Source organism: Blastococcus tunisiensis (genome assembly GCF_900112815.1).
Taxonomy (GTDB): Bacteria; Actinomycetota; Actinomycetes; order Mycobacteriales; family Geodermatophilaceae; genus Blastococcus_B; species Blastococcus_B tunisiensis.
On sequence record NZ_FOND01000004.1, the window covers coordinates 128,843 to 154,115 of the forward strand.

A 25,273-nucleotide genomic window follows, 5' to 3' on the forward strand; every position below is an offset into this window, starting at 1 on the left:
GTCGGCGAGGGTCGACGCCACGTCCCGATGCCGCCCGGCCGTCATCACTCCCCGAGCCGGCCGCGCAGCCAGTCGTGGAACAGCGCGAGGTGGTGCTCGACCGGCACCAGCACGCCGCCGGCCGCGTAGGCCCGCGAGCTCATGCCCGGCTGGGTGCGCTCGCAGGCGGCGAAGTCCTGCTGGTTGACCCGGTGGAACAGCTCGACCGAGCGGGAGACGTCCAGCCCGGCGGCGACGACGTCCGGCGCGTACAGCCAGTCGCACTCGACGACGGTGCGGTCGACGGCCAGCGGGGTCATCCGCAGCAGGATCACGTGGTCGGGCACCAGGTTGAGGAAGACCGCCGGCTTGATGGTGGCCGCGTAGTAGCGCCGGTCGCGGTCGGGGTCGATCCCCGGCAGCGCGGGGAAGCCGGCGCCGCCGTCGATGGTGAATCCTTCCGCGGCGGGAGCGAACTCCGCCCCGTGCCCGACGTAGGACTGCGCGGCGTGCCCGCGGCTGAACTCCGGCAGCACGTCGGTCAGCTCGGGGTGGATCGTCGCGCAGTGGTAGCACTCCATGAAGTTCTCGACGACGAGCTTCCAGTTGGCCGCCACGTCGTAGCGGATCCGCCGGCCCAGGGCCAGCCGCCCGACGTCGTACTCCTCGATCGCCGCCGGGTCGCCGAGCCGCTCGGTCACCGCGCCGACGACGTCGTCGGCGAACGACGGCGGGTCGTCGGCCAGGCACACCCACGCGTAGCCGAGCCATTCGCGCAGGGCCACCGGCACCAGCCCGTTGGCCACCCGGTCGACGTCGGGCATCCGCGCCAGGTTGGGGGCGGCGACCAGCGCACCATCGAGCCCGAACGACCACGCGTGGTACGGGCAGCGCAGCGTCCGGTTGACCTGGCCCGACTCCTCGGTGCACAGCTGCGCGCCCCGGTGCCGGCACACGTTGAGGAAGGCGCGCAGCGCGCCGTCCCGCCCGCGCACCACCAGCACGCTCTCCCGGCCGACCAGCACCCGCCGGAAGCTGCCGGGCGTCGTCACCTCGTCGGTGCGCGCGACGCACTGCCACATCCCCTCGAACACCCGCTCCTGCTCGCGGGTGAACAGCGCCGGGTCGGTGTAGTACCGGCCGGGCAGGGTCGACATCAGGCTGGAGGTACGGGCGGGGAGGGTCGCGGTCATGGGGTGGCCTCCAGTGCGGGCCGACGGGGGTCGAACAGGGAGATCGGGTGCGCAGTCGTTCTCGTAGTGGCGAGGTCGGCGAGGATCTCGCCGACCACCGGCACGAACTTGAAGCCGTGCCCGGAGAAGCCGCAGGCCACCGTGACCTGCGGGTGCTCGGGGTGCGCCGCGATCACGAAGTGCTCGTCCGGCGTCGTGGTGTACATGCAGGTGGCGGCCTTCAGCAGCGTCCCCGGCAGGGTCGGCAGGATCCCGGCGAGATGCCCGGCGATGGTCACGACCTCCTCCGGGTGCACCTCACGGTCGATCGTGGCCGGCGTGCACGGGACGCCCCGCCGGAAGAAGGCGACCTTCGCCCCGCCGTCCGGGCCGTCGATCGCCGGGAAGCCGTAGACCTGGGTGCCGTCGGCCGCCTCGTGGATGTAGATGGGGTGCCGGTCCGGCGTCCAGTCCCCGGTGCCGCCGGTCGGCTGGAACCAGTACATGACCTGCCGCTCCACGGTCAGCGGGATGCCGAGGTCGGCCAGCACCTCCGGCGCCCACGAGCCGGGGCTGACCACCAGCGCACCGGCCTCGTACTCCCCCGCCGCCGTCCGCACCCGCACCCCGCCGCCCGGGGTCGCCGACCACTGCAGCGCCGGCTCGCGGAAGCGCAGCTCGGCGCCGCGCGAGAAGGCCACGTCCAGGTGCGCGGCCACGGTCGCCTCCGGGCGGGCGAACCCGGCGGCGGCCTCCACCAGCCCCACCTCGTCGTCGGCAGGGCTCAGCGTCGGGAACCGGCGGCGGACCTCGGCGGCGTCGAGCAGCTCGTGCGCCAGCCCCCACTCGCGCGCGGCCCGCAGGCTGCCGGCGACGGTGCGGCTGTCGGGCCGGCCGAGGAACACCCCGCCGGTGCGCACCAGCACGTCGGCGCCGGAGTCGGCGCACAGCCTGTCCCACAGCTCGTAGGCGCGCAGCAGCAGCGGCACGTAGGCGGGGTCCTCGAAGTAGGCCTGCCGGGTGATCCGCGAGCCGCCGTGGCTGGACCCCTGGTCGTGCGCCGGGCCGAACCGCTCGAGCCCGAGCACCCGCTGCCCGCGGCCGGCCAGGTCCGCGGCCGCCGCGCTGCCCATGCCGCCCAGCCCCAGCACGATCACGTCGTAGGCCATGGTCAGCACCGCATCCGCGCGCCGGACGGGTCGACCAGCGGCTCGGCGGCCACCGTCGCGGCGACCGGCTCCCCGAACCAGTCGACGGTCACCGCGGTGCCGGGTCCCGCCACCGACGCCGGCAGCCAGGCGTAGGCGATCGACCGGCCGACCGTGGCGCCGAAGCCCGCGCTGGTGACGTGGCCGACCGGCGTCCCGCCGACCCGCACCGGCTCGCGGCCCAGCACCGTCGTCGCCGGGTCGTCGAGGACGAGGCAGGCCAGCCGCCGGTCGTGCGGGCGCCGCTCCAGCGCGGCCCGCCCGACGAAGTCGCCCTTCCCGGGCCGGACGGCGAAGGACAGCCCCGCCTCGACCGGGTCGTGCTCGGTCGACATGTCCACCCCCCACGCGCGGTAGCCCTTCTCCAGCCGCAGGCTGTCGAAGGCCCGCCGGCCGCCGGCGACCAGCCCGTGCCGCTGCCCGGCGTCCCGGAGCTGGTCCCACAGCCGCAGCCCGGCTGCCGCGTCGGTGTACAGCTCCCAGCCGAGCTCGCCGACGTAGGACACCCGCAGCGCGGTCACCGGCACGCCGCCGACGGACAGCTCCCGGGCCCGGAAGTAGCCGAACGCCTCGTGCGAGACGTCGCTCGTCGTCAGCGGTTGCAGGACGTCGCGCGCCCGCGGCCCCCACAGCCCGAGGCCGCAGGTGCCCGCGGTGGTGTCGCGCAGCTCCACCGACCCGTCGTCCGGGGCGTGCTGCCGGAACCAGTCGAGGTCGAGCGGGCCGTTGGCCCCCACCTGGAACCGCTGCTCCCCCAGCCGGGCGACGGTCAGGTCGCTGCGGATCCCCCCGGCGGCGTCCAGCAGCAGCGTGTAGGTGACCCGCCCGGCCGGCTTCGCGACGTCGTTGGTGGTCAGCCGCTGCAGGAGGCCGAGCGCCCCCGGACCGGTCACCTCGATGCGGGTCAGCGGGGTGATGTCGTACAGCGCCGCGTGCCGCCGGGTGGCCAGCGCCTCGGCGGCCACGGTCGGCGACCACCAGCGTGCGGCCCACGGGTCACGCTCGGGCAGGTCGAGCCCCTCGGCCAGCGGCGCGTTGGCCTCGAACCACAGCGGCCGCTCCCAGCCGCCGGCCTCGGTGAACACGGCGCCGAGCTCCTGCTGCCGGGGGTGGAAGGGGCTGGTGCGCAGCGGGCGGAGGACGGCGGGCGGGTCCAGCGGGTGGACGACGTCGTAGACCTCGACGAACTGCTGCGCGCCCCGCCCGGCCACGTACTCCGGGGAGAGCTGGACGTCGGTGAACCGGTGCAGGTCGCACTCGTGCACGTCGGTGCGCGGCTGCCCCTCGACCAGCCACTCGGCCAGCACCCTGGCCACGCCGGCCGAGTGGGTCACCCACACCGCCTCGGCGACCCAGAAACCGGGCAGGTCGCGGTGCTCGCCGAGCAGCGGCATCCCGTCGGGGGTGAAGGAGAAGACCCCGTTGATCCCGGCGGAGACCTCGGTCCCCGCGAGCCCGGGCAGCAGGGCGAGGCTCTGCTTCCAGGCGTCGGCGAAGTCGTCCGGGGTGAACGGCAGGCAGCTGTTCTCGTGCGCCTCGGTCTCGGCCGCGGTGACCGGCATCGGCCGGTGGCCGTAGGAGCCGATGCCGATCCGGTCGCCGTGCTCGCGGTAGTACAGGTCGGCGTCCTGGTGCCGCAGGATCGGCGCGCTGATCTCGCGGGTGGCACCGGCCAGCGCCGGCACCGGCGCGGTGGTGGCGTACTGGTGCGCCAGCGGCTGCAGCGGCACGGTCAGCCCGGCGAGCGCGCCGACGTCCGGGCCCCAGAAGCCGGCGGCGCAGACGACGACGTCGGCCGGCACGAAGCCGGAGTCGGTGTGCACGCCGCTGACCCGGCCGTGCTCCTGCGCGACGCCGGTGACCCGGTGCCGGGCGAGGAACCGGGCCCCCCGGTCGATCGCCCGCCGCGCCTGCGCCTCCCCGGCCGGGACCGCGTGCGCGAGCCCGTCGCTCGGCACGTGCAGCCCGCCCAGCACGGCGGCCGGGTCGAGCAGCGGGTGCAGCCGGGCGCACTCACCGGGGTCGACCAGCCGGGCCCCGATCCCCCAGGAGGTGGCCAGCCCGTGCCGGCGGGCCAGGTCGGCCCAGCGCTCCGGCGTCGTCGCCACCTCCAGGCCGCCGACCGGCCGGAACACCGGCTCGCCGTCGAGCTCGAGGCCGCCGAGCTTCGCCACCGTGTAGCGGGCGAACTCGGCCAGCATCTTCGACGGGTTGGTCTGGAAGACCAGGCCCGGTGCGTGCGAGCTCGACCCGCCGGCCGCGAACAGCGGGCCCCGGTCGAGCACGGTGACGTCGGTCCAGCCGCGTGCGGTGAGCTCGTCGGCCAGCGAGCACCCGACGATGCCGGCGCCGATGACGACCACGCGGGGAGACGTCCGGCGGGGAGACGTCCTGCGGGGAGCCATGTCCATGGCCACGCCCTTCGCTTGTTGCGACACCCGCAACGGCTCGCGAGATGCGCAACAGCCTGCGAACGCCGTCCGCGTCCCGTCAAGAGGGGACGGCGCGTCGGCGCGAGTCCTCACCTGGAGTTGACGAGCCCGACACACAACGCCGCGACGGCGCTCAGCCGAGCTGCCGGCCGGTCTCCGTGGCGACGACGCACAGCCGCTCGGCCACCGCGGCGAACCGCGCGGCGGGCAGCCGGTAGGAGGGGGCGGAGACGCTGAGCGCGGCGACCAGTCCGCCGTCCGGCGTGCACACCGGCGCGGCCACCGCGTTGAGGCCCAGCTCGAGCTCGCCCTCCGTCGCCGCCCAGCCCCGGGTGCGGACCTCGGCCAGCACCCGGTCGAGCACCGCGGCCTCGGTGATCGTGGCCGGCGTGTACGCCTCGAACGGGGCGGCCGGCAGGACCCGGCGGGCGGCCGCCGGCCCGAACGCGAGCAGCACCTTGCCGCTGGAGGTGGCGTGCAGCGGCGTCCGCCGGCCGACCCAGTTGAGCACCCCGACCGAGGCGCTCCCGTGCACCTGGCTGATGTTGACCGCGCTGTCGCCGTCGAGCACCGCGAGGTTGACCGTCTCGTCGAGCTCGGCGGCCAGCCGCTCGCACACCTCGCGTCCCAGCCGGGTCAGGTCCAGCTGGGCCGCGCTGGCCCCGGCGAGGCGGACCAGCCCGAACCCGAGCCGGTAGGTGCCCCGCTCCCCCAGCTGCTCGACCAGCCCGTGCGCCTCCAGCGTGGCCAGCAGCCGGGACGCCGTGGACTTGTGCACCCCGAGCTCGGCGCCGAGGTCGGTGACGCCGGCGCTGCCGCGGTCGGCCAGCACGGTGAGCATCGCCAGCGCGCGGTCCACGGACTGGACCAGCGGCGGCTGCCCGTCGCCGTCCCCGTTGCGCATGGTGCAACGCTAGCGGAGAAAGGGTGTCGACCGTACAGAACCCTTCGGTCGGTCACGCGTCGGAACAGTCCGTGAAGGCGCGCGCGAACGCGTCCGGACCGATTCGATCTTGCCCGCCCATCGTCCCCACGGGCCTTGACCGGCACTCCGGATCTCGACAGCGTGGCCGCCTGCCCGGGCACCGCGACGTCAACGACGACGACGAGGACGGCGATGGCTGTATACGTGTACCGCTGTGACGACCACGGCCTGACGGAGCGATCGCTCCCGATCGGGACCGCAGGCCGGACGACGGACTGCCCCACCTGCGGTTCTCCCGCGGCGCGGGTCTTCACCGCCCCCCGGCTGACGCTGGGCGACGCCACCCGCCGCGCCCTGATCGACCGCACCGAGCGGACCCGCGACGAGCCCGCCGTCGTGTCCTCCCCCGGTCCACGGCCGGCCCGCCGCACACCCGTGGCCGGCAACCCCGCCCTGCGCCGGCTGCCCCGGCCCTGAGCCGGACCCGCCGCACGCCGCCCCGGAAGGAGACACACCGCCGAACCTCGCGCACCGCACCATCGATCCACGGGGGCCGCACCAGTGAGAGAGGGACGCCCCCATGGCCAGCGTGGGACTGCTGTACGTCGGAGCCGTACTGATCCTCAACGGCCTGATGCTGCTCGGGAAGGTGGACGCCCGAGCGGCCGCGCCGCTGAACTTCTTCGTCGGCGGGTTGCAGGTGATCACGCCGACGTACCTCATCTTCACCGCCGGCGGGGACGCGGACACGATCCTCGCGGCGTCGGGCCTCTACCTGTTCGGGTTCACGTACCTCTACGTCGGCTTCAACCTGCTCGGCGGCCTGGACGGCACCGGGCTCGGGTGGTTCTCCGCGTTCGTCGCCGCGTGCGCCCTGGTCTTCGCCGGGCTCAACTTCGGCCGCCTGGACGATCCCGCCTTCGGCGTGATCTGGCTGTACTGGGCGGTGCTGTGGGCGCTGTTCTGGGTCGTGCTCGGGCTCAAGCGCGAGGAGTGGACCCGGTTCACCGGCCTCGTGGCCGTCGTCGCGGGCGTGTTCACCGCGGCCGTCCCGGCGTTCCTGCTGCTCACCGGCGTCTGGGGCGACTACCTCACCGAGTCCGCGATCGTGCTCGCCGTCATCTGCCTCGCCTCCCTCGCCCTCGCCCCGCGGTTGCGCGGGCCGGAACCGGCCGCGACGCAGGCACCCGCCCCGGAGCTCCGGACGGACGACGCGTCGCCGTCCGCCCGCGTCGACGTCCCCGCGGCCCGTCCCGGCGAGAGGCGGTGACGCCGATCCCCCACCCGCACCCCGCTCCCGCACCTGATGCGCACCGCCCAGACCAGGAGGCAAGCCGTGCCGAAAGTCGTGTACCCCCTCGACTCGTCCAAGAAGTTCACCGACCAGCAGTACGTCGGCCACAACCGGTGGCACCCGGACATCCCGGCCAACGTCACCGTCCGCCCGGGTGACACCTTCCGGGTCGACTGCCGGGAGTGGTTCGACGGGGCCATCCACAACGACGACTCCGCCGACGACATCCGCGACGCACCGCTGTCCACGGTGCACGTGCTCAGCGGGCCCTTCGCCATCGAGGGCGCGCAGCCGGGTGACCTGCTGATCGTCGACATCCTCGACGTCGGCCCGATCCCGCAGGAGGACTCCGGGCCGCTGGCCGGTCAGGGCTGGGGCTACACCGGCATCTTCGCCAAGCAGAACGGCGGCGGCTTCCTCACCGACCAGTTCCCCGACGCCTACAAGGTGATCTGGGACTTCGCCGGCCAGACGGCCACGTCGCGGCACGTCCCGGGCGTCTCCTTCACCGGCATCGTGCACCCCGGTCTGATGGGCACCGCACCGTCGGCCGACCTGCTCGGCCGGTGGAACCGGCGCGAGCAGGCGCTGATCGACACCGATCCCGACCGCGTGCCGCCGCTGGCCCTCCCGCCGCTCCCCCAGGACGCGATCCTGGGCACGCTCCAGGGCGGCGAGTTCGACCGGGTGGCCGGCGAGGCGGCCCGCACCGCCCCGCCCCGGGAGAACGGCGGCAACCAGGACATCAAGAACCTCACCAAGGGCAGCCGCATCTTCTACCCGGTGTTCGTCGACGGGGCGAAGCTGTCGCTGGGCGACCTGCACTTCTCGCAGGGCGACGGCGAGATCACCTTCTGCGGCGCGATCGAGATGGGCGGCTTCATCGACCTGCACGTCGACCTGATCAAGGGCGGCATGGAGACCTACGGCGTCAGCGAGAACGCCATCTTCATGCCGGGCAACGTCGACCCGCGGTACGAACGCTGGCTGGCCTTCTCCGGCACGTCGGTGACCCTGGACGACGAGCAGCGCTACCTGGACTCGCACCTGTCCTACCAGCGCGCCTGCCTGCACGCGATCGACTACCTGACGAAGTTCGGCTACTCGCCGGAGCAGGCCTACATGATCCTGGGGGCCGCACCGATCGAGGGCCGGTTGTCCGGGGTGGTCGACATCCCGAACTCCTGCTCGACGGTCTACATCCCGACCGGGATCTTCGACTTCGACGTGGCCCCCTCCGCGTCGGGGCCGGCCCGCGTCGATCCCGGCATGGGGGTCCCGCGGTCCACCTTCTGACCCGGCCGGCACCCCCCGTACGGCCCCGGCCCCGCGGCCGGGGCCGTACGGCCGCCGGAGATCTGCCGTCCGGCGGCCGCGGACGTACCGTTTCGGGTGACCGTCGTTCCACGGGGGCGCCATGGACCTGCTCCGCCGGGCAGCACGGGATGCGACGCGCCTGGCTGCCGGCACCGGGGCCCTGGCGGCCGTCCCGGCCGTGGTGGGCGTCGGCCTGCTCGCGGAGTCCGCCTCCCTGACCAAGCGGGTGGCCCGCGGCTCCCTCCACCTGGCGAAGGACACCGCGGTCGCCACCACCCGGGCCGTCGGCACGCTGGTCACCGGCGCGGATCCGCTGCCCGGCGGGCACCTGCACGACCTCGTCGACGCCGCCAGGGGCATGGTCGAGCCCCCCGCAGCCCGGCACACCCGCCGCGTCTGGGCCGACCGCGACCGGCTGCAGGTCGAGCTGGCCGCCGACGACGAGACGCCGGAGGCCCGCCGCTCGCTGCGCCGGCACCTCGAGCGGCTCGAGGGCGTCGAGTGGGCCACGGTCAACGACGTCGTCGGCCGGGTGCTCGTCGCCGTCGACGCCCGCCGGGTCGGCATCGCGGACGTCGTCGGCGTGGTCACCGAGATCGAGCAGGCCCGCGGCGGCACCGGCGTCTTCCCGCAGCGCCCCGACCACCCGGCCGACCTGGAGCCGCTGCTGGCCGCCGTCGCCGCCGCGGCCGTCGACGTCGCCGCCGTCGGGGTGGCCGCCCTCGGCACGGTGCTGCCGATCCCCGCCGTGACCCGGCACGCCACCCTGCTCACGGCGCTGCTCGACACCCAGCAGTGGCTCAAGCAGGCAGTGTCCGACCGGATCGGCCCGGTCGGCACCGACCTGGTCTTCGAGGGCACCGGCGCGCTGCTGCACTCGCTCACCCAGAGCCCGACCGTGCCGGCGCTCAACGCCGCCGCGGCGATCCAGCGGGTCCTCGAGATGCGCGCCCGGCGCCAGGTCTGGCGGCGCCGGGAACGCGAGCTGTGCCTGCCCGAGCCGGACGACGACGCGGACCCGCTGGAGCCCCCCGGCCCCCGCCCCGGTGAGCTCCCGCCCGGGCCCGTCGAGGCCTACCGCGCCCGCCTGGCCCCCACCGAGCTCGCCGCCTCCCTGGGCCTGCTCGCCCTCACCCGCCGCCCCGGCCGCTCGGCGGACCTGCTCAAGGCGCTCACCCCCCGGGCCGCCGTCCTGGGCCGGGAGTCCTTCGCCGCCTCGCTCGACGTGCTGCTCTCCCGCCGGGGCGTGCTCCCGCTGGACGGCTCGGCCTACCGCCGGCTGGACCGGGTCGACACCCTCGTCGTCGACGGCGCCGCGCTGTGCACCGGCCCGCCGGTCGTGGTGGAGGCCGCCGGCGAGGCCGACGGGTGGGACGACGCGGCGGTCTGGACGGCGGCCACCCGCCTGCTCGCCGGGGCCGGCGAGGACGGCACCCGCCTGGGACCCCGGCGGACGGCGGGCGCCGTCCCCGGCGGCGAGGTCCGCTCCCTGCTGCAGGGACGGCGCCGGGTCGGCACGGTCACCGTCGCCGCCGAGCTCGACCCGCACGCCGAGGCGCTGCTCTCCGCGGCGCCCGACGCGGGCCTGCGGCTGGTCCTCCCCCGGCACGTCGGCACGCAGGAGGTCGCCGGGCTGGCCGACGACGTCGTCGACGAACCCCTGGTCGAGGCCGTCCGCCGGCTGCAGGCGGACGGGCACGGCGTGCTGCTGGTGTCGGCGACCGACGGCCCGGCCCTCACCGCCGCCGACGTCGCCGTCGCGCCGGTCCTCGACGGGCGGGCGCCGGCGTGGGGCGCCGACCTGGTCACCGGGCCCGGCCTGGCCGACGCCTGCCGCATCGTCGGTGCCGCCGCGCAGGCGCGGGCGTTCAGCCGGCGGGCGGCCGGCGCGGCGCTGACCGGCAACGTCCTCGGCGCCCTGCTCGCCGCGGTGGGCAGCCCCCGCTACGGCCAGCGCCGGGCCACCGCGCCGGGCAAGTGGGCGACCGCCACCACGCTCACCACCGGCGTCTGGGCCGCCGGACGGGCCGCGCGCCGTCCGGTGCCCGCCGCCACGGCGCACACCCCGTGGCACGCGCTCGACCCGGACGACGTCCTGCGTCGCGTCGCCGACCTCCCTCGTGACGAGGAGCGCCGGCGGCCGTCGAGGACCAGCAGGATCACCGCGCTGCCGGTCGTCTCCGCACCCACGCGGTTCGCCCGCACCGTCGGCGCCGAGCTCGCCGACCCGCTGACCCCGGTCCTGGCCACCGGGGCGGCCGCGACCGCCGTCCTGGGCGACGCCACCGATGCGATCCTGGTCGGCAGCGTCACCGTCATCAACGCGCTGGTCAGCGGGCTGCAGCGGCTGCGCGCCGAGACGGTCCTCGCCGAGCTCCTGCTCGAGCAGGACAGCTGCGTGCGCCGGGAGACCGACGACGGCGCGGAAGAGGTGCCCGCGGCCGCGCTCCGCGTCGGCGACGTCGTCCTCGTCGAGGCGGGGGACGTCGTCGGCGCCGACGCCCGGCTGCTGGCGGCCGAGGACCTGGAGGTCGACGAGTCCGGCCTGACCGGCGAGTCGCTGTCGGTGGCCAAGGCGCTGCCCGCGACGCCGGGGGCCGAGGTCGCCGACCGCACCTGCATGCTCTTCGACGGCACCACCGTCGTGGCCGGCCGCGGCCGCGCCGTCGTCGTCGCCGTGGGCCCGGCGACGCAGGCCGGTCGGGCAGCGCGGGCCGCCGGGGGCGCGGCCCCACCGGCGGGCGTCCAGGCCCGGCTGGCCGAGCTCACCCGCTCGGTCCTCCCGCTCACCCTCGCCGGCGGCGCGGCCGTCACCGGGCTCGGTGTGCTCTGGCGCCGCCCGCTGCGCGAGTCGGTCGCGTCCGGCGTGGCCATCGCGGTCGCCGCCGTCCCCGAGGGGCTGCCGCTCGTGGCGACCGTCGCCCAGCAGGCCGCGGCCCGCCGGCTCTCCCGGCGCGGCGCGGTGGTGCGCAGCGCGCGGGTGCTCGAGGCGCTGGGCCGGGTGGACACCGTCTGCTTCGACAAGACCGGCACGCTGACGGAGAACCGGCTGCGGGTCGCCCGGCTGCTCCCCGACGGCGACACCACCGACGACGAGCTGCTCCGGCTGGCCGCCGCGGGCATGGGCAACGGCGACGACCGGGCGCACGAGACCGACCGCGCCGTCCTCGAGGCGGCCGGCGACGCGTGGGACGGCCCGCCGGACGCCGGCCTGCCCTTCGCCGCCGGCCGCGGGTTCTCCGTCGCCGTCCGCGACGGCCGGCTGGTGGTGAAGGGCGCCCCCGAGGTGGTGCTCCGCCGCTGCGCCGGGGCACCGGACGTCGGCGACCGCGTCCGGGAGCTGGCCGGCGGCGGGCTGCGGGTGCTGGCCGTCGCCGAGCGCGGGGTGGACGGCGTCCCCGACGACCTCGACGGGGCGGCCGCCGAGCTGACCTTCCGCGGACTCGTCGGGCTGGCCGACACCCTGCGCGAGTCGTCGGTGCGCGCCGTCGAGCAGCTCCGGGCCGCGGGCGTGCGGGTCGTCGTCGCCACCGGCGACCACCCGGAGACGGCCAGCGCGATCGCCGCCGAGGCCGGCATCCCCGACGCCGACCGGGTGGTCACCGGCGCCCGGCTGGCGAAGGCATCCGACGCCGAGCGGGCCCGGCTGGTGGCCGGGTCCGCCGTCTTCGCCCGCCTGTCCCCCGAGCAGAAGGTGACGCTCGTCCAGGCGCTGCGACGGGCGGGGGCGACCCTGGCCATGACCGGCGACGGCGTGAACGACGCCGCGGCGATCCGGCTGGCCGACGTCGGCGTCGGCGTCGAGGGCGCCGAGTCACCCGCCGCTCGGACGGCGGCCGATCTCGTGCTCACCGACCTCGACCTCTCCCGGCTGGTCGACGCCATCGCCGAGGGCCGGGCGATGTGGTCGCGCGTGCGCGACGCGGTGTCGATCCTCGTCGGCGGCAACGCCGGCGAGGTGGCGTTCACCGTGCTCGGCACCGCCTTCGGCGGGCGGGCGCCGCTCGGCACCCGGCAGCTGCTGCTGGTCAACCTGCTCACCGACATGTTCCCGGCGCTGGCCGTCGCCGTCGCCGCACCGAGGCCGGTCCCGGACGGCGAGGACGACGGCGCGCTGGCCGGTCACCCGCTCGCAGCGGTGCTGCGCGCCGGCCCGCACCGCGGGTTCACCGACGCCGTCCGGCGCATGGTGGTGGTCCGGGGCGCGGCCACGGCGGCCGGCGCGACCGGCGCCTGGGCGGTCGGGAAGGCCACCCCGGTCCTCCCCGGCCGCGCGGGCACCATGGGCCTGGCCGCGCTGATCGCCACCCAGCTGGCGCAGACGGCCTGGTCGGGCCGCCGCAGCCCGCTGGTGCTGGCCACGGTGGCCGGCTCGCTGGCCGTCCTCGTCGCGATCGTGCAGACCCCCGGGGTGAGCCGCTTCTTCGGCTGCACGCCGCTGGACCCGCTGTCGTGGTCGGTGGTGCTGGGCTCGGCCGCCATCGGCGCCGCCGGCGCCGAGCTGGTTCCACGCTTGGTCACCCGGTCGCGTGCTGACACCGCCACAGCCTGAGGGACGGCTGCACCGGGGACGTGCGACGACCTCATAGCTGGAGGTGCAGCCGGAGCGCCGGAGCGGTGGTACCACCGCGCATCCCACAATGCTACCGTGCTTCGCGTGAGTACGCAGATCGCGGTCCGGCTGCCCGAGGAACTGGTCGAGTTCGTCGATCAGCTGGTGTCCGAGGGGCGAGCTGCGTCCCGAGCCGCCGTCGTCACCCGGGCCCTCCACCGCGAGCTCCGTCGAGAAGTCGCGGCGCACGATGCAGCCATCCTCGCCGCCGACAGCAGCCCGGACGACGACATGGATGCGCTCGCCGAGCACACCGCACGGCTCCCGCTCGACGACCTCGACTGATGCGCCCGATCCACCTCGCCGCGCTGGACAAGACGCGCCCCGTGCTGGTGCTCACCCGCGAGCTGGTCCGGCCTCACCTGACCAGGGTGACCGTCGCCCCGATCACGAGCACCGCCCGCGGACTGTCCACCGAGATCCCCGTAGGGTCGGACAACGGCCTGGACCGGGCGAGCGTCGTGAGCTGCGACAACGTCGTGACCATCCCGACGGCGGCCCTCGGCCGCCAGATCGGGCGCCTGCTGCCCGAGCAGGAGCCGGCTCTCACCGCGGCCCTGCACGCCGCGTTCGACCTCGAAGAACTCCCCCGGCTGCGCTGACCGGTCACCGGGCGCCTCAGTCGAACAATCCGCGGATGTCCTCGGCGGTCAGCGCCCCGGACAGTGCGCCGGCCTCGTCGTCGAGCACCCGGGCGAAGAGGTCCCGCTTGCGCGCCTGCAGGGCCACCACCTTCTGCTCGATGGTGTCGGCGGCGACCAGCCGGTAGACCATCACCGTCTTGTCCTGGCCGATCCGGTGCGCGCGGTCGACCGCCTGCGCCTCCGCCGCCGGGTTCCACCACGGGTCGAGCACGTACACGTAGTCGGCCTCGGTGAGGTTCAGCCCGAACCCGCCGGCCTTGAGGCTGATGAGGAAGACCGGCGCCCGACCGTCGCGGAACTCCTCGATCGTCTGCTGCCGGTCCCGCGTGCTCCCGTCCAGGTAGGCGTACGGCAGCCCGGCGGCGTCCAGCCGCGCGCGCACCGTGCCGAGGAAGCCGGTGAAGGAGCTGAACACCAGCGCCCGGTGCCCCTCGGCGACCACCTCCTGCAGGTGCTCCAGGAATGCATCCACCTTGCTGGAGCGGACGTCGGCGTACTCGTCGTCGACCAGCGACGCGTCGAGCGCCAGCTGCCGCAGCAGGGTCAGCGACCGGAAGATGGTGAACCGGTGCTGCTGCAGGTCGTCGACGAGGCCGAGCACCTTGCGCCGCTCCTGCTGCAGGTGGGTGTCGTAGATCTTTCGGTGCTTCGGGTTGAGCACCACCTCGAGCACCTGCTCCTGCTTGGGCGGCAGCTCCGCGGCGACCTGCTCCTTGGTGCGGCGGCGCATCAGCGGCCGGATCCGGCGGCGCAGCGCGGCCAGCACCTCGGGGTCGCCGGCCTTCTCGATCGGCGTCCGGTAGTGCTCGGTGAAGCGCTGCGGGCTCGGGAACAGCCCGGGCGCGACGATCGAGAGCATCGCCCACAGGTCCATCAGGTTGTTTTCCACCGGCGTCCCGGTGATCGCGAGCTTGAACCGGGCCGGCAGCCGCCGCGCCGCCGCGTACGTCTTGGCCTGGTGGTTCTTCACGAACTGCGCCTCGTCGAGCACCAGCCCGCTCCACGGCAGCGCCCGGTAGTCCTCCTCGCCCAGCCGCAGCAGGGTGTAGGAGGTGACCACCAGGTCGGCTCCGTCCACCGCCTCGGCCAGCGTCGTGCCGCGCTTGCGGCCGGTGGCCTCGATGGTCGCGACGGCGAGACCGGGCGCGAACCGCTCCGCCTCCCGCGCCCAGTTCGACACCACGCTCGTCGGGGCCACGACCAGCACCGGCGCGGTCAGCTCCCCGGCCGCCTTCGCCCGGCAGACGAGGGCCAGGGCCTGCAGCGTCTTGCCCAGCCCCATGTCGTCGGCGAGCACGCCGCCGAGCCCGGCGTCCCACAGCACGGACAGCCACTGGTACCCCTGCAGCTGGTAGGGGCGCAGCTGTGCGGCCAGCCCGGCCGGTGCCGTCGGCGGTGCCGTGTCGTCCACGTCGAGCAGCGCCCGGACGTCGCTCGACCACCGCGCGCTCTGCTCGGCCACCACGCCCAGCTCGACGAGCTCGTCCCAGAGGCCGGCCTGGTAGCGGCTGATCCGCAGGCCGGGCCGGTCGGCGTCCTGCAGCGCCCGCGCCTCCTCGATCAGCTTCCGCAGCCGGTCGAACTCCGGCCGGCGGACGTCGAACCAGGTGCCGCTGGGCAGCAGGAGGTGCTCCTCCCCCGCCGCGAGCGCGGCGAACAGCGGGGCGAACGGGATGTCCTCGCCGTCCACGCTCACCGTGACGCCCAGGTCGAACCAGTCGGCGTCCCCGCCGTCGGTGGCCGACACCTCGACCACGGGGACGGCGTCCGTCCGCCGGAACTCCGGCGGCTCCCCGGTCATCTCGACGAGCACCCCCGCGTCGGCCAGGCGGGGCAGGAAGTCCGTCACCAGGACGGCGGCGTCCAGGCCCGCCAGCTCGGCGACCGGCATGGGCCCCGCCTTCGGCGCGACGCGCCACATCCGCAGCAGCCGCGCAGGCGGCGCCGGCAGCCCGCGCAGCACCTGCTCCTCGGCCGCGAGGTCACGGACGGCGTCCGCCGCACCACCCGGGGTGCCCAGCGGGACCTGCCGGACGGACTCCCCCGCGCGGTAGCGCACCGACCAGGTGAGGCGGACCCGGTGCCCGGCGGAGTGCTCGAGGTGCACGCACAGCTGCGGCGGCAGCACCTCCGGCAGCTCCACCGACCCGTCGGACGAGCGCACCGGCAGCGCCCGGTGCAGCGCGGGGTAGAACACGGTGAGGAAGCGGTCCCGGTCGGCCGGCGGCACGTGCACGGGCCCGCCGGTCACGAACCGCTCGACGCTGCGCGGGATCCGCTGCAGCGGGAGGAGCAGCAGCCCGCCCTCCGGCACGGCGCCCGCCGGCAGCCCGTCGGCCGTCGACGCCAGCGCGGCGCCGTGCGGCGGGCTGCCGAGGAGCCGCACCGACCCGACCGGGACGCGGGCACCGTCGGCCAGCTCGAGCACCGGCTGCACCCGCAGTCCCGCCTCCGGGCCGGCTCCGGTGCCGCCGTCCCCGCGGACGTCGACGGTGAGCGCACCGGGACGGTCGGCGACCCGCACCGGCGCGCCCCGCGTGGTCAGCAGGGGCACCCCGTCGTCCGCAGCCTGCCGCAGCGCCGGCCACAGCGCGGGACCGAACTCCTCGAGCCGGACCGGCACCTCCGCGGAGCGGTAGTAGGAGCCGGTGCCCTCGCCTGCCGCCAGGTGCGCCTGCTGGAGCGCCACCAGCGCGGCCACGTGCGCGGGATCGCGCATGCCCGACCAGTCGAGCTCCAGGTTCCGCCAGGACACCCCGGTCCGCACCCACCGTCCCCTCGCGCCCGGCACGACGGGACGCAGCCGCACCGACCCCTCGGACGGGGCACGTCCGCCCGGCTGCTCGACGTCGAACTGCAGGCCGACCGGGGTCAGCCCGGAGCCGGACGACGGCGGTTCCACCAGGTCGGCCAGCGCGGACTCCCAGTCCGGCGCGCGGGGAGCCGCGGGCGTCGCCAGCAGGTCCTGCCGGGCGGCGACGAGCACCGCGGCGGCGTGCTTGCAGTCCTCGCCGACCGGGCAGCTGCACTCGCCCCACCACCGGGCAGCGGGTCGGTCGTACACCGCCACCGTCCGGTAGATGCGCCGCCGGCTGCCGACCACCACGGCGCCGAGCTCACCGGTCGAGCGGACGTAGGAGAGTTCCGAGACCCGGCCCTCGCGGGCGTACGCGGCGCCACGCCGCCACGCGTCGTCGCCGACCGAGCGGCGGATGACGGCGTCGGCGAGCATCGGACGCAGCTCCTCGAGCACCGCCCGAGGCTAGCGACGCCGGGCGTGACGCAGCCCGGCGATCCACAGGTGCCCCGTCAGACGCCGAGGTGCGCCAGCGCCTGCAGGAGCAGCGTGGCCTGCCCGTTCTCGAACTCGGCCAGCACGGCCGGGTCGCGGGCCTCCAGCGGGGAGAACCAGGTCAGCTCGAGCGCGTCCTGCTGCGGCGCGCAGTCGCCCTCGACCGGCACCACGTAGGCCAGCGACACCGCGTGCTGCCGGGGGTCGTGGAAGGGCGTCACGCCCGGCGTCGGGAAGTACTCGGCGACGGTGAACGGCTGCGGGGCCGGCGGCAGCCGCGGCAGCGCGAGCGGCCCGAGGTCCTTCTCCATGTGCCGGAGCAGCGCCGCGCGGACCCGCTCGTGGTACAGCACCCGACCCGAGACCAGCGCCCGCTTGATCTGCCCGTCCTCACCGGCCCGCAGCAGCAGCCCGACGGCGATCACGGTGCCCTGCTCGTCCACCCGCACGGGCACCACGTCGACGTACACGATGGGCAGCCGCTCGCGCGCGGCGTCCATCTCCTCGCGGGAGAGCATGCCGCCACCGGTCTGCGTCGTCAGCTCGGTCATGGGGACTGTCTAGCCGACACCGCCGCCGGACCGCGCGCCCGGGCGGCGTGCGGCGCGTCTCAGTCGGCGACGGCGGCGAAGGTGCGGCCCCGCCGGGCGACCAGCTCGGCGGGCGGAACCGGCCGCCCGTACAGCCAGCCCTGCGCGTACGTGCAGCCGACCAGCCCCAGCACGGCGTCCTGGTCGCGGGCCTCGACCCCCTCCGCGACCATCGAGAGGCCCAGCGCCCGCGCCATGCCGACCATGCTCTCCAGCATCTGGGCCCGCCGCGGCGACGTCGCGATCGTGGCGACGAAAGAGCTGTCGAACTTCAGGATGTCGACCGGCAGCGCGTCCAGCCGGCTCAGCGACGAGTAGCCGGTGCCGAAGTCGTCGATGGCGATCCGCAGACCACTCGCGCGCAGGTCGTGCAGGGCGGCGACGGCGGCCGAGGACTGGGCCTCGAGCAGGCTCTCGGTCACCTCCAGCACGACGTCGCTGGCCGGCCAGCCGCTCTCGGCCAGCACCGCCCGCACCCGCTGCGGATACGCGGGGTCGGTCAGCTCCCGGCCGGAGACGTTGATCCCGAGCCCGAGCGATCCACCCATCGCCCGCCGCAGCGGGTTGAGCTGGGTGACGGCGGTGCGCAGCACGTGTTCACCCAGGGCGCCGATGAGGCCGTTCTGCTCGGCGACGGCGACGAACCGCTCCGGGGGCACCGGCCCGAGCCGCGGATGCGTCCAGCGGGCCAGCGCCTCGACGCCGGTCATCCGGCCCGAGGCGACCTCGACCACCGGCTGCACGTGCACCTGCACCTCCCCCGCGGCCAGCGCGGCGGCCAGGTCCCGGGCGAGCTCGGAGGACTCGCCGCCGTCGAGCTCGGCGCGTCCCCGACCGGCGGCCTTGGCCATGTAGAGGGCGTGGTCGGCGCGGCGCATCAGCTGGGCCGCGGAGTCTCCGGGCTGGTGCTCGGCGACGCCGCAGGACAGCCCGATGCCGGGGTGCCCGGCGGTCGTCCGGCGCACCAGGTCCAGCGCCTCGTCCCCCGTGGTCCCCGGGAGCAGCAGGGCGAACTCGTCGCCGCCGTGCCGGGCGAACACCGCCGTCGACGGGAGCGCCCGGCGCCAGACGTCCGCGACCCGGCACAGCACCCGGTCACCGGCCTGGTGACCGTCGGCGTCGTTGATCTCCTTGAAGTGGTCGAGGTCGAGCAGCACCGCCGCCAGCGGCGACCCGCTGCGCGAGGCCGCCGCCATGAGGTCGGGCAGCGCGTCGTCGAAGCCGCGCCGGTTGGTGAGCCCGGTGAGCGGGTCGCGGGTGGCCCGGGAGGCCAGGACCACCAGGCTCCGGGTGGCGACGCCGAGCGCCACGATCACCGAGTCCACCGCCAGCGCGGTGAACAGCGGGACGTCGCCGCGCAGCTGCAGCGCCGCCGTGATGGCGGACGTCGCGGCCACCATGTGCACGAAGGCCGCCCGGTGCGCGAAGAAGAAGTAGGCGTCGACCGCGATGAACGACATCAGCGCACCGCAGACCATCGCCGTCGCCGTGTCGGGGCTGACCAGGGCCGCGGTGGCGATCAGGACGCTGCCCGCGCCGACGAACCCGTGGAAGGCCGACCGGGGCCAGCGGGCGCCCCACCGGGTCACCACGGCGGCACCGGTGACGGCCACGAGCGTCAGCCCGGCCAGTGCCTCGCGGCCGGGGCCGGCCGGATCGGCACCGGCGACGACGAGCAGGCCGGTGATCCCGGCGAAGGCGTAGAAGACGGCGAGCGTCGCCGCCATCGTGCGCGGGGTCGCCACCTCGGACATCTGGGACCCGCTCATCAGAACTGCATCGTCCGTAAACGGTACCTGCTTGACCGCGGGTCACCCGGCCTGGTGACTCAGACCGGCATGCGGTCCTCGGGGCGGCGGCGGACGGTGCGCACCGTGCGCATCGCGGCGTTGCGGGCCAGTTCCCGGATCGGGCCGGTGTCCCACATCTGCCGCGCCGCCTCCGCCGGGGTCTCGGTCGCCGGCGCCGGCGCCTGGGTGCGGGCCGCGGCCTCGGCCAGGGCGGCCTTGCGCCGGGCCAGGATCGCCTCCTTCTGCCGGTCGACCCGCTCCTTCTCGGCCATCACCAGCAGCTCCTCCTTGGCGATCGCCACGGTCTTCCGCGACTCCTGCGCCAGCTCCTCGATCTCCACGTCCCCGCGGTCGCGCAGCGCGGCGAGGCGGTCGTAGGCCGTGGGCGGGCTGAAGTTCAGCAACAGCTTCATCAGCACCGGCAGCACCTCGACGCTCATGAACAGCAGCGAGAGCATGAACTGGGCGGCGGCCAGCGTGCCGTTGCGGTCGCCGAGGCGGTCCAGCGCCTCCAGCCGCATCAGCAGCCCGCCCGACCCGGTGTTGGTCGCGTCGAACGCCGCCTGCAGCTCGTCCTGCTCGCGCGTCAGCCGGGTCAGCTCGGCCCGGTCGGTCTCCAGCGACGACGCGGCCAGCCCGGCACTGCGCGTCTCGGCGGCCGAGGCCCCGGAGACGGCGTCGGCCAGCGCCGACCGCGCCGACACCACCACGGCCGCCTGCGCGTCGGCCGCGGCCCGCGCCTCCAGGTAGGCCTGGCCGGTGCCGGCGTCCCCGGTGCCGCACGAGCCGTCCAGCTCGCACTGCGCCTTGGCGTCCAGCTCCCGGGCCAGCGCCAGCTCCGCGTCCAGCGCGGCCTGCTTCGCCGTCACGTCGGCCCGCACGACGGCCAGCCCGTCGTCCGCCCGCCCACCGCTGGCCACCACGGCCTCGGCGGCGGCGATCCGCTCCTCCAGCTCCGGCAGGTGCGCGAACCGGGCGTCGTCGGCCAGGGAGGCGCGGTAGGCGTCGCCCTGCTCGGCCTGCATCGTGACGATCTCGGTGTCGATCTCCTTGCCGAACACCTGCATGGTCAGCGGCGTCGCGATGACCACGCCGAGGATCAGCGCCAGCCCCACCCGGGGGACGGCGAGGACGAGGTTGCGCTTCAGCGACGCGTCGTGGGCCATGCCGACCAGCAGCATCCGGTCCAGGTTGACCACGACCAGACCCCAGCCCAGCCCGCACAGCAGCGCGAACGGCCACCACACGCCGAGGGCCATGTGCACCGCGAAGGCCATCGACACCAGCGCCAGCCCGCCCGTGCTCAGCAGCACGCCGCCCAGCGCCACGAACTTGGCGCGGGCGCCGGGCGCGGCGCCCAGCACGTCGGGACGGGCGCCGGCCAGCACGGCCAGGCCGTTGCCGATCCGCCCTCGTCGGAACTTCACAGACAGAGCACCCCCGAGGCGCCGGGGTAGCGAAGAGCCGCCGCCTCACCGGGTCTTATCGGCAGTCCGCCGCACCGGTCCGAACGTGACCGACCTCGCGGCGCAACGCCGGCGCCACCGCGTCGCGGGCGCCGGTCAGATGCGGTAGATGCGCAGCTTCGCGTAGAGGGTGGGCCGGGCCAGGCCCAGTTCGCGCGCCGCGGCGGTCTTGTTCCCGCCGCAGGCGGCCAGCACGTCGGCGATCACCGTCGCCTCGGCCTTCTCCAGCGGGGTCAGCCGGCGGTCCCCCGGGCGCGCCCGCAGCTCGGCGGGCAGGTGGTCGACGCCGATCGGCCGGCCGCCGGCCGCGGCGACCGCCGAGCGCACGGCGATCCGCAGCTCGGCCACGTTCCCGGGCCACGGGTGCTCGCGCAGTGCCGCCCGCGCCTGCGGGGTCCACCGGGCGTCCGCCGGCGAGAGCGCCCGCACCAGCCCGTCGACCTCGGCCGAGCGCAGCCGGAGCGGCGGCAGCTCGACGACCGTCGCCGCCAGCGCGTCCAGCAGCCGGGTCAGGTGGTCGGCCCGCCCGGTGACCGTCGCGGTCACCCGCACCCCGAGGCCCGGCAGCAGGGCGGCCAGCCGGTCGGCGTCCGCGGCGGGCACCCGCTCCAGGTGCGCCAGCAGCACGGTGCCGCCCGCGGCCGCCCGCAGCCGCCCGGCCCAGCTCTGCGTCCCCAGCGCCGCGTCGAGGACCAGCGGCTCGTCGTCGCGGGCCGCCAGCGCGCCGGCGAGCAGGTGCCGCTTGCCCGTGCCCGCCTCCCCGCGCACCACGACGTCCGCGCCGTCGGCGAGCAGCCGCCCCACCAGCGCCGTCAGCCGGTCGGTGGCGGACCCGGTGGCCTCGCCGGCCGCCGGCGCGTCCGCCGGCACCGGGCCGGGCGGCGGGGGCTCCAGGACGAGGACAGCGCCGGAGATCCGCGGCCCGTCGGCGACCAGCCGCAGCGAGGCCGTGCGGGAGTCGAGCTCGGGGATGGTGATCGGCCCGCCGTCCTCGACGGCGCCCAGCACCCGCGACCAGAGCGCGTCCCGGTCGACGTCCAGGTCGGCGGCCGCCCGGTTGGTGATCAGCACATCGGGGCCGAGCGTGATGACGGGCGCGCCACCGCGGGCGGAGGTGAGGAACTCGTCGAAGAGCGCCCGCTCGCGGGCACCGGCCGCGTGCAGCAGCGCCTCCTGCACCTCCCGGACCAGCGCCAGCACGGCCGGCTGCAGGGCGTCGGTGGTCTCCGCGGCGCGGCACGTGATGTTGACCGCGCCGACCGCGCGCCGGGTGAGCGGGTGCGCCACCGGTGCGGCCACGCAGGTGAAGCGGTGGAAGGGCTCCTTGAAGTGCTCGGCACCGCGCACCATGGTCACCCGCCGGGCCTCCAGCGACGTGCCCAGCCCGTTGGTGCCGGCGTGCTCCTCGTCGAAGGAGAAGCCCTCGACGACCTCCATCCGATCCAGCTCTGCGCGCAGCGACGGGTCCGACACCCAGCGCCACAGCACCTGGCCGGCGGCGTTCGTGATCGCCAGGCAGGTGTCGCTGCCCACGAGCAGCGGGGCCAGCCGGGTGACCACCGGCACGGCCGCGCGGGCGAACCGGGTGTCGACGTCGGGCTCGAGGTAGGGCAGGTCCACCCGCTGCGGGTCGACGCCGGAGAGCCGCGACCGCCGCCAGGAGGTCAGGATCTCCGCCCGGACGCCGCCCGCGGTCTCCTCCCCCAGCTGGAACCGCTCCCACGGATTCGGCACCGCCACGCCTCCCGCCCCCTGCCCGCCCGGGGACCGTCAGATATCTGAACACCGACCCAGAGTGTGACGCAGCTTACGTTCGCAGCCACCGCCGTCACGAGGAGATCGACATGGACCGTCTGCGCTTCGGCACCTTCCTGGCCCCGTTCCACCCCGCCGGAGAGAACCCGACCCTGGCGCTGCAGCGGGACCTGGAACTGGTCGAGCACCTGGACCGCTGCGGCTACGACGAGGCCTGGATCGGCGAGCACCACTCGGCCGGGACGGAGATCATCGCCTCGCCGGAGATCTTCATCGCCGCGGCCGCCGAGCGGACCCGGCACATCAAGCTAGGCACCGGCGTCACCTCGATCGCCTACCACAACCCGCTCTGGGTGGCCGAGCGGATGGTGCTGCTCGACCACCTCACCCGCGGCCGCGCGATGCTCGGCTGCGGACCCGGCTCGCTGCCCACCGACTCGATGATGCTGGGGCTCACCCCGACCGACACCCGGGAGCTGCTCGAGGTCGACCTCGACATCATCCTGCGGCTGCTGCGCGGTGAGACGGTGACCGCGCAGACGAAGACGCACAACCTGGTCGACGCCCGGCTGCACCTGCGCCCCTACACCCAGCCGTGCTTCGACATCGCCGTCGCCGCGGTCGCCTCACCCACCGGGCCGCGCATGGCCGGCACGCACGGCATCGGGTTGCTCTCCATCGGCGCCACGCTGAGCAAGGACGGTTTCGACGCGCTGGCCCACCACTGGAACGTGGTCGAGGAGCGGGCCGCCGCGCACGGGCAGACCGTGTCCCGCCGGGACTGGCGCCTGGTGGGCCTCATGCACATCGCCGAGACCCGCGAGCAGGCCTACGCCGACGTCCAGTTCGGCATCGAGACGTGGTTCCGGTACTTCCAGAAGACCGCCGCCTTCCCGCAGATGGCGGTCGAGGGCGGCGACGCCACGGAGATGATCGACTTCATCAACGAGGCCGGCATCGGCGCCATCGGCACCGTGGAGGACGCCCGCGCGCAGGTGCAGCGGCTGTGGGACCAGTCCGGCGGTTTCGGCGCCATGCTGCTGCTCGGCCACGAGTGGGCCAACCCGGAGGCGACGAAGCGCTCCTGGGAGCTGATCGCCCAGCACGTCATGCCGCACTTCCAGGGCGGGGACATCAGCCACGCCCAGCGGACGCTGGACGCCAAGGAGTTCGCGATGGGCAAGCGGGAGGGCTACGCGGCCGCGCAGATGCAGGCCGTGGCCACGATGACCGAGCGCTACGAGAAGGAGAAGGCCGGCACCGCCTGAGCGTCCGGCGGCCGGCGACCCGGGGTCCCGCGTCGTCGGCCGCCCGCCGCGCCCGACCCGGTCGGGCCGTGACCCCGCCCGTCCGGAACCGGCTCGTCGTCCCGGCATGGGACGATCGGGCATCTGACCGACGGCGACGCGCCCCAGCGCGCCGTCCTCCCGATGGCCTCGACGACACCGAGGCGCGGCTGGGCCGGCCGGTGCTCGTGCACGGACCAACCGAACGAACGGGACCCACATGCCTCTGATCGTCTGCCCGAAGTGCAACAGCGAAGAGATCAACGGCACCCCGCAGGCCGACAGCCGCCTGCTCATCCACTGCGACGACTGCGGCAACGAGTGGCTGCGCGGCGAGGCACGCCGCGACCCGGGCCGCCCCGCCGTCCGCACCATCGACTCCCTGCACGCCGCCTTCCCCACCACCCTCGACGTGCGCCCCGACGTCCGCGAGCGGGTCGCGCTGCTGGCCTCGGAGTTCCAGCTCGAGCACCGCGGGCCCCTCCCCGAGCACGAGGACTACCGCGCCAAGTACCAGCAGCTGTTCAGCCGCGAGGGCCTGCCGGACGCCACGCCCGAGGACCTGCTCGAGTTCGCCGTCACCGACACGGTCGCCGGCGCCGGCAACATGTCCGGGCTGACCCGCGCGTGGAAGACCCAGGGTGCGGAGAAGGCGGCGCAGAAGGTCCGGGACTCGATCGAGTTCCTGCTGCACGGGCCCGACAGCCTGCGCCTGGAGGACCGGCTCACCCAGCTGGTCGACGGCAAGAAGGTCGGCTTCCCCTCCTTCAACAAGGAGCCGCTGCTGACCAAGGTACTGTGCGTCGCCGAGCCCGACCGCTTCCTGCCGATCCTCACCTACTCCTCGCCGACCGACGGCAAGAAGGAGATCGTCAAGCTGGTCTTCGAGCTCGACCTGCCGCCCGCGGAGAAGGTCGCCTGGACGATCGGCCGGCTGGCCGTCTGGAGCAACGACCTGCTCCGCTCGCTGGTCGGCAACGACATCCCCGACCTGCACCAGGCGGCACGGTTCCTCGCCTGGGCCCGGACCCGGCCGGCGCTGTCCCGCACCTGACCCCGCCGCGGCGCCGGCCTCGCCCGAGGCCGGCGCCGGTGGGTCAGCCGTCGGTGCCCGTCTCGTCGTCGATGTCGGCGTCGTCGTTCGCCGGCGTGTCCTCCTCACCGCCGGTGTTGTCGTCGTCGTCGATCCCGCCGGTGCCCTTGTCGACGGTGTCCGCGTCCTCCTCGCCGCCGTCGACCGGGTCCTCGGACTCGAACTCCTCCACGGTGACCCCCGCGTCGTCGTTCGTGATCTGCTCGGTCTCGCCGCAGCCGGTCAGGCCGAGGCCGATGGCCAGAGCTGCTCCGGCGGCCATCCGTCGGGTCCTGCGCATGGATCCTCCTCGCGCGTCGTCGGTTCGCCGGAGGCCTGCCCCAGGACGGAGATCGTCACGCCGGCACGGCGGGAAACGACACCGTCCCGTCATCTGCGGCGGCCCGTGGGGAGCATGCCGCGCCCGATCGGTGCACTG

General features: G+C 75.3%; 18 protein-coding genes. 8 read left to right on the plus strand and 10 right to left on the minus strand.

Features of this window, described 5'->3' with window-relative positions; translation table 11 throughout:
• Positions 1 to 44 precede the first annotated feature (44 nt).
• The 4 genes from BM142_RS06730 to BM142_RS06745 all read right to left on the minus strand — a co-directional run bounded on the left by BM142_RS06730 (position 45) and on the right by BM142_RS06745 (position 5,695).
• The gene (locus BM142_RS06730; protein ID WP_092196011.1) at positions 45 to 1,172 is read right to left on the minus strand and encodes an aromatic ring-hydroxylating oxygenase subunit alpha; all 1,128 of its coding nucleotides are present in this window, start codon (positions 1,170 to 1,172) and stop codon (positions 45 to 47) included.
• Entirely contained in the window at positions 1,169 to 2,320 is a 1,152-nt protein-coding gene (gene solA / locus BM142_RS06735; protein ID WP_092196189.1) for an N-methyl-L-tryptophan oxidase, read from the minus strand. Before solA ends, BM142_RS06730 begins: the two co-directional genes overlap by 4 nt.
• A gap of 2 nt (positions 2,321 to 2,322) precedes the next feature.
• On the minus strand, positions 2,323 to 4,770 hold the full coding sequence (locus tag BM142_RS06740) for a GcvT family protein (protein WP_092196190.1): 2,448 nt from the start codon (positions 4,768 to 4,770) through the stop codon (positions 2,323 to 2,325).
• A 154-nt stretch (positions 4,771 to 4,924) separates the two neighbouring features.
• Positions 4,925 to 5,695 carry an IclR family transcriptional regulator gene (locus tag BM142_RS06745; RefSeq protein WP_092196012.1) on the minus strand — a complete coding sequence of 257 codons (771 nt, stop codon included), beginning with the start codon at positions 5,693 to 5,695 and terminating at the stop codon, positions 4,925 to 4,927.
• A gap of 213 nt (positions 5,696 to 5,908) precedes the next feature.
• On the opposite strand from BM142_RS06745, the gene BM142_RS06750 reads away from it, so the two are divergent.
• From BM142_RS06750 to BM142_RS06775, 6 genes are all read left to right on the plus strand, one after another.
• Positions 5,909 to 6,193, plus strand: a complete 285-nt coding sequence (locus tag BM142_RS06750) for an FmdB family zinc ribbon protein (RefSeq protein WP_092196013.1) — start codon at positions 5,909 to 5,911, stop codon at positions 6,191 to 6,193.
• Between the two features lie 103 nt (positions 6,194 to 6,296).
• Positions 6,297 to 6,986 (plus strand): AmiS/UreI family transporter, encoded by a 690-nt coding sequence (locus BM142_RS06755; RefSeq protein WP_092196014.1) that lies wholly within the window; start codon positions 6,297 to 6,299, stop codon positions 6,984 to 6,986.
• Positions 6,987 to 7,052: 66 nt separating this feature from the next.
• Positions 7,053 to 8,306 (plus strand): formamidase, encoded by a 1,254-nt coding sequence (gene fmdA, locus BM142_RS06760; protein ID WP_092196015.1) that lies wholly within the window; start codon positions 7,053 to 7,055, stop codon positions 8,304 to 8,306.
• A 121-nt stretch (positions 8,307 to 8,427) separates the two neighbouring features.
• Entirely contained in the window at positions 8,428 to 12,879 is a 4,452-nt protein-coding gene (locus tag BM142_RS06765; protein ID WP_092196016.1) for an HAD-IC family P-type ATPase, read from the plus strand.
• Between the two features lie 105 nt (positions 12,880 to 12,984).
• The gene (locus BM142_RS06770; protein WP_092196017.1) at positions 12,985 to 13,224 is read left to right on the plus strand and encodes a ribbon-helix-helix domain-containing protein; all 240 of its coding nucleotides are present in this window, start codon (positions 12,985 to 12,987) and stop codon (positions 13,222 to 13,224) included.
• The gene (locus BM142_RS06775) at positions 13,224 to 13,541 is read left to right on the plus strand and encodes a type II toxin-antitoxin system PemK/MazF family toxin (protein ID WP_092196018.1); all 318 of its coding nucleotides are present in this window, start codon (positions 13,224 to 13,226) and stop codon (positions 13,539 to 13,541) included. Before BM142_RS06770 ends, BM142_RS06775 begins: the two co-directional genes overlap by 1 nt.
• A 16-nt stretch (positions 13,542 to 13,557) precedes the next feature.
• On the opposite strand, the gene BM142_RS06780 is transcribed toward BM142_RS06775, so the two are convergent.
• The 5 genes from BM142_RS06780 to BM142_RS06800 form a co-directional block, all read right to left on the minus strand.
• On the minus strand, positions 13,558 to 16,836 hold the full coding sequence (locus BM142_RS06780) for a DEAD/DEAH box helicase (protein ID WP_092196019.1): 3,279 nt from the start codon (positions 16,834 to 16,836) through the stop codon (positions 13,558 to 13,560).
• A gap of 56 nt (positions 16,837 to 16,892) precedes the next feature.
• The gene (locus tag BM142_RS06785; RefSeq protein WP_092196020.1) at positions 16,893 to 17,426 is read right to left on the minus strand and encodes a DUF4916 domain-containing protein; all 534 of its coding nucleotides are present in this window, start codon (positions 17,424 to 17,426) and stop codon (positions 16,893 to 16,895) included.
• Positions 17,427 to 17,485: 59 nt separating this feature from the next.
• Positions 17,486 to 19,234: a putative bifunctional diguanylate cyclase/phosphodiesterase gene (locus tag BM142_RS06790; protein ID WP_092196021.1), complete on the minus strand. Its 1,749-nt coding sequence runs from the start codon at positions 19,232 to 19,234 to the stop codon at positions 17,486 to 17,488.
• A gap of 59 nt (positions 19,235 to 19,293) precedes the next feature.
• A complete protein-coding gene (locus BM142_RS06795) occupies positions 19,294 to 20,682 on the minus strand; it encodes a DUF4407 domain-containing protein (RefSeq protein ID WP_092196022.1) in 1,389 nt (462 codons plus the stop codon).
• Between the two features lie 135 nt (positions 20,683 to 20,817).
• Positions 20,818 to 22,461: a sigma-54-dependent Fis family transcriptional regulator gene (locus BM142_RS06800; RefSeq protein ID WP_092196023.1), complete on the minus strand. Its 1,644-nt coding sequence runs from the start codon at positions 22,459 to 22,461 to the stop codon at positions 20,818 to 20,820.
• 104 nt (positions 22,462 to 22,565) lie between these two features.
• Here BM142_RS06800 and BM142_RS06805 point away from each other — a divergent pair, with 104 nt between their 5' ends.
• Both BM142_RS06805 and BM142_RS06810 read left to right on the plus strand, forming a co-directional pair.
• Entirely contained in the window at positions 22,566 to 23,744 is a 1,179-nt protein-coding gene (locus BM142_RS06805) for an LLM class flavin-dependent oxidoreductase (protein WP_092196024.1), read from the plus strand.
• 238 nt (positions 23,745 to 23,982) lie between these two features.
• Positions 23,983 to 24,816: a hypothetical protein gene (locus BM142_RS06810; protein WP_092196025.1), complete on the plus strand. Its 834-nt coding sequence runs from the start codon at positions 23,983 to 23,985 to the stop codon at positions 24,814 to 24,816.
• Between the two features lie 43 nt (positions 24,817 to 24,859).
• Here the strand turns inward: BM142_RS06810 and BM142_RS06815 are convergent, their stop codons facing one another.
• Positions 24,860 to 25,135 carry a hypothetical protein gene (locus BM142_RS06815; protein WP_139228794.1) on the minus strand — a complete coding sequence of 92 codons (276 nt, stop codon included), beginning with the start codon at positions 25,133 to 25,135 and terminating at the stop codon, positions 24,860 to 24,862.
• Positions 25,136 to 25,273 lie beyond the last annotated feature (138 nt).